This is a genomic window from Azospirillum sp. B506 (assembly GCF_000333595.1).
Lineage (GTDB): Bacteria > Pseudomonadota > Alphaproteobacteria > Azospirillales > Azospirillaceae > Azospirillum.
In genome coordinates this window covers 1-4,291 of the sequence record NZ_BADK01000537.1, presented here as the reverse complement: position 1 = coordinate 4,291, position 4,291 = coordinate 1, and the positions used below count along the sequence as shown (strand labels likewise).

At 66.3% G+C, this 4,291-nt stretch carries 4 protein-coding genes; 2 read left to right on the top strand and 2 right to left on the bottom strand.

Going from position 1 to position 4,291, the window contains the following annotated elements; genetic code table 11:
* Together I71_RS16020 and I71_RS16010 are read right to left on the bottom strand one after the other, a co-directional pair.
* Nucleotides 1-1,173, bottom strand: a 1,173-nt coding sequence (locus tag I71_RS16020) for a cache domain-containing protein (protein ID WP_159107391.1), incomplete at its 3' end; no start/stop codon positions are given.
* A gap of 230 nt (nt 1,174-1,403) precedes the next feature.
* Nucleotides 1,404-2,003, bottom strand: coding sequence for a gamma-glutamylcyclotransferase (locus I71_RS16010; protein ID WP_083897195.1), 600 nt, complete (start codon nt 2,001-2,003; stop codon nt 1,404-1,406).
* 150 nt (nt 2,004-2,153) lie between these two features.
* Between I71_RS16010 and I71_RS16005 the strand changes: the two genes are divergently transcribed.
* Together I71_RS16005 and I71_RS16000 are read left to right on the top strand one after the other, a co-directional pair.
* Nucleotides 2,154-3,209, top strand: a complete 1,056-nt coding sequence (locus I71_RS16005; RefSeq protein ID WP_244433870.1) for a DUF2125 domain-containing protein — start codon at nt 2,154-2,156, stop codon at nt 3,207-3,209.
* A gap of 161 nt (nt 3,210-3,370) precedes the next feature.
* Entirely contained in the window at nt 3,371-4,138 is a 768-nt protein-coding gene (locus I71_RS16000) for a class II glutamine amidotransferase (protein ID WP_042695843.1), read from the top strand.
* The last annotated feature ends 153 nt before the right edge of the window (nt 4,139-4,291 follow it).

The following is a 4,291-nucleotide window of genomic DNA, read 5'->3' as shown; positions in this document are numbered from 1 at the left end:
GCAGGTTGGTTTGCCCCGCGATGGAGTTGATGAGGCTGACCACCTCGCCCACCTCGTGGCGGCACGGACCAGACCGTTCATCACCTCGTTGTCCTGGGTCGCCTCCGCCACCGCCTGGTTCGCCACCTCGTTGGAGGCGTTGACCTGCCGGCCGATCTCGCCGATGGAGCTGGACAGCTCCTCGGTGGCGCCGGCAACGGTGTTGACGCTGACCGCCGCTTCCTCCGCGGCCTGGGCGGCGGCGCTGCTGCGGCTGGTGGCGGCACCGGTGCTGGCGGTCAGCAACTGTGCGGTCTGGCGCATCGTGCCGGCGGAGGCCGTCACCTGCCGCACCACCTCGCCGATCGAGCGTTCAAACCCGTCGGCCAGACGGGACAGCAGAGCGACCCGCTCGCCCTCCGCCTTGACGCGCATCTCCTCCTGTTCGGCGCGCAGGCGGCGGTTGTCCAGCCCGCGTTCCTTGAACACGCCGACCGTCTCGGCGATCAGGCCGATCTCGTCATGCCGGCCGGTGTCGGTGATTTCCACATCGAGATCGTCGTCGGCCAGACGGCGCATCGCCCCGGTCAGCCGCGACAGCGGCTGGGTGATGGAGCGGGCGATCCACAGCGCCAGCAGCAGTGCCGCGATGCCCAGCCCGCCGCCGAGCAGCACGGCCTGCAGGGCGTGACGGCGGAAATCGGCATCGATGTCGTCGACATAGACGCCGGTGCCGACGACCCATTTCCAGCCCGGCGCCATCTGCGCATAGGCGATCTTCGGGCTGGCGTCCGTCCGTCCGGCCTTCGGCCAGGAGTAGGAGACGTACCCCCCACCCTTGCGCGCCTCGTCCACCAGAAGCTGTGCAAAAGGAACGCCATTCGGATCTCGGAATGCTCCGAAATTCTGCCCCTCGATTTGCGGCTGCCCACCGTGAACTTCGATTCTCCCGTCCTCATCCGTGACGAACACATATTCGCTTCCGGAATAGCGCATCGCGCGGACGGCATTTCTGGCTGCAGTCCGCGCCGCTTCCTGCGACATCTCCCCTTTTGCCGCGCGGCCTTCAAAGTCCTTGATGGTGCCAAGCGCCGCCTCGACAATCGAGCGCACCTTTGTCCGACCGCTTTCTTCTTGGGTATCGCGAAGAGATGAGAGAAGGATGATTGCAACACCAATGATTGCGCAGAGCATAACTGCGGATATGGTGAGAAATTTTTTACTTATGCTGATGTTTCGCATGCGAATGACCTCCCGGATAGACAAGGAGAAGTCTATGGAAGCGGTGTATCAGAGTCAAAACCGTACAATTCGGACATCATTCAGTGACGAACTGCGGCGCAACATTACAAAGCAATAAGACCTGCGTCGCAGATGAACACATTCCAGGGAAAAGACGGAAAACAGCTTACCGAGAGCCTAGATCATCCCGGATAGCCGCGCACACGATCATACAACTTAGACAACCTCACATCGCAGATCCCAAGCTCTTTCAGGTGATCCACCGTGTTGGCGAGGTAATCGATGTTGGGGCCGCGCTGGCCGCAGCAGCCGGCGATGCGACAAACAACCGCAGTCTCGTCCAAGCCGCGGCAATATTGCGGATGGTTGCGGTCGACGACGAAGCAGCAGGCGCAGACGGACTCCAACCCATCGGCCGACCGTCCACCGCGCAGGCGGACACGGAGCATCCTCGGTAGATAGACGCGGTTGTCCATCTCCCGCTCCCACAGATAGTCGAGCGTGGCCGGCACCTCGACGGCCGCCACCCGGAAGACGATGCCCCGGCAGGATCCGCCACGGTCCAGCCCCAGCACCAGCCCCGGCCGTTCCGGCGTGCCGCGGTAACGGTGGGAGGCGACGCAGAAGCTGCGGTGGTATCCCGGCAGGGTCGCCGCATGCTGCTCCAGAAAGGTGAAACCTGGATCCCACATCAGCGATCCATAGCCGAAGACCCACAGGTCGGTGCCGGGTTCGACGGCGATGTCATGCATCCAAGCGGGAAGCGATGAGTCGGGGGCCATGGAGGTTCGCTTGAAGAAGATCGCAAGGGGAAGACGGGGCGGAGGAAAGAACGAAGCCGAATCGGTGGAAGCGAATCGGTGGCGACCGAGCCTAGCATGCGGGTTCCGGGGTCGCTATAACGGTACGGAGATGGAACGGACATGCCACCGATGCGACCAAACGCCACTTCCTCCGCCACGCGCCGCCTGCTGACCGGACGCCGGATCGCGACCCTCCTGGTGCTGATGGTCGTGCTGCTGCCGGCTTTCGCCTATTCTCTGTGGTGGTGGCAGGCGGCCCGCACCGTGCGCGATGGCGTGCAAAGCTGGGTTGCCGAGCAGCAGGCGAATGGGGCGGTGGTGTCACATGGCGGGCTGACCGTCCAGGGCTTCCCCTTCACCCTGCGGGCGGAACTGGAAAAGCCGCATCTGGCGACCCGTGGGGCCGACTGGCAAGGCGCGCGGCTGGTGGCGGAGGCGGCGCCCTGGAACCCCACCCGCATCGCCTTGACCTTTCCCGGCGAGCAGCGCCTGTCCGTCGTCCAGCCCGGACAGCCGCCGGTCGATATCCTGGCGCCGAACGGTGGAAGCGGCGACGTGACCATGCGGATGTCGGGCACCCTGGAGCGGCTCGCCCTGCGCTTCTCCGGCCTGACCGCGCAGGTCGCCGGCCAGCCGGTGCCGGTCGCCGCTCTCGATGTCACCGCCGCCCAGCCGGATCGGCCGCCAGCCGAACGCACCGCCGCCGGCCTGACCCTGACCCTGACCGCCGACGGACTGACCTTGCCCGACGGCATGCCGGCGAACCTGGGACGAGAGGTGAAGCGGACCGAACTGACCCTGCGCGTCATGGGCAATCCGCCGCGGCCCGAGCCGGCCAGCCTGTCGGCCTGGAGCCGCGACGGCGGCACGGTCGAGGTCGACCGGCTGGCGCTGGATTGGGGGCCGCTGGCGGCGGTCCTGTCGGGCACGCTGGCGCTGGATTCCCAATTGCAGCCGCAGGCGGCGCTGACCGCCGAGATCCGCGGCGCCCCCGCCATTCTGGATGCGGTCAAGCCGATGATGCGGCCGAACGAGGCGGCAATCGCCAAGACCGTGCTTGCCATGCTGGCTCGCCCGACCGGGCCGAACGGTGAATCGGTGGTCACCGCCCCGGTGACGGTGCAGGACCGTTCGCTGTTCGTCGGCCCGCTGCGCGTCGCGGCCCTGCCCAAGCTGGTCTGGTGACAAGACTGGGTTCCGGGCCGGGGCAACGACCTGTCCGAACGGCGGAAATGCAACACCTGCCACAGCGCATGACCGTTCTGTGACCGGCGCATCTTGTTTCACACGGTGCGTCAGGTCAAATTGACGCAGTCCTTGTCGCGGCTGCGATGGTGCGTCGGTCGATGTGTCGGTTTCTTGCCTATTGCGGCGAGCCCGTGTTCCTGGAAACACTGGTCTGCACGCCCTGCCATTCCCTGATCGAACAGTCGATGCACGCCGAAGAGGCGAAGACCGAAACCAACGGTGACGGGTTCGGCGTCGGCTGGTACAGCGAGCGGACCGAACCCGGCCGCTATTGCGAGATCCGTCCGGCCTGGTCGGACGAGAACTTGCAGTCGATCTGCAACCATGTCCGCTCCCATCTTTTCTTCGCCCATGTGCGGGCGGCCACCGGCACCGCGGTCAGCCGGGCCAATTGCCACCCCTTCAAGGCCGGGCGTTTCCTGTTCATGCACAATGGTCAGATCGGCGACTGGCCCCGCCTGCGCCGCCGGGTGGAGGCGATGATCCCGGACGAGCTGTACAGCACGCGCACCGGCACCACCGACAGCGAGGCGATTTTTCTGGCGGCGCTGGGCCAGGGGTTGGAGCGGGATTCGGTCGGCGCCTTCCAGCGCGTGCTGCACGCGGTCCGCGACGAGATGCAGGCACTGGACATCGCCGCGCCGTTGCGCTTCACCGCCACCTGGACCGATGGCAAGCGGGTGTGGGCGGTGCGCTGGGCATCGGACAACAAGCCGCCCAGCCTGTATTGGCGCCGCGGCGAGAATGGCCTGATCGTGGTGTCGGAACCCGTCGATGCCCAGCGCGACCAATGGCGCCCGGTCCCACCCAGCGGCGGGCTGGTGGCGCGCATCGGCTCGGCGCCGGAGATGTTCACGTTTCATTGAGGAGAGCGGCGGCGCGGTCGCCGCCCGCCTCTCATACCCCAACAGCCGGCCCTTCGGCAGCAGGATGGTCACCGCCGTGCCCCGGCCCGGCGCGCTGTCCAATTCCACCCCGCCGCCTTGCATTTCGGCGAAACGCCGCACGATGGGCAGCCC

Excerpts from the sequence above, each read along its gene's own strand:
- I71_RS16000 (WP_042695843.1), top strand. The coding sequence starts at position 3,371 with ATGTGTCGGTTTCTTGCCTATTGCGGCGAGCCCGTGTTCCTGGAAACA.
- I71_RS16005 (WP_244433870.1), top strand. The coding sequence starts at position 2,154 with ATGCGACCAAACGCCACTTCCTCCGCCACGCGCCGCCTGCTGACCGGA.
- I71_RS16010 (WP_083897195.1), bottom strand. The coding sequence starts at position 2,003 with ATGGCCCCCGACTCATCGCTTCCCGCTTGGATGCATGACATCGCCGTC.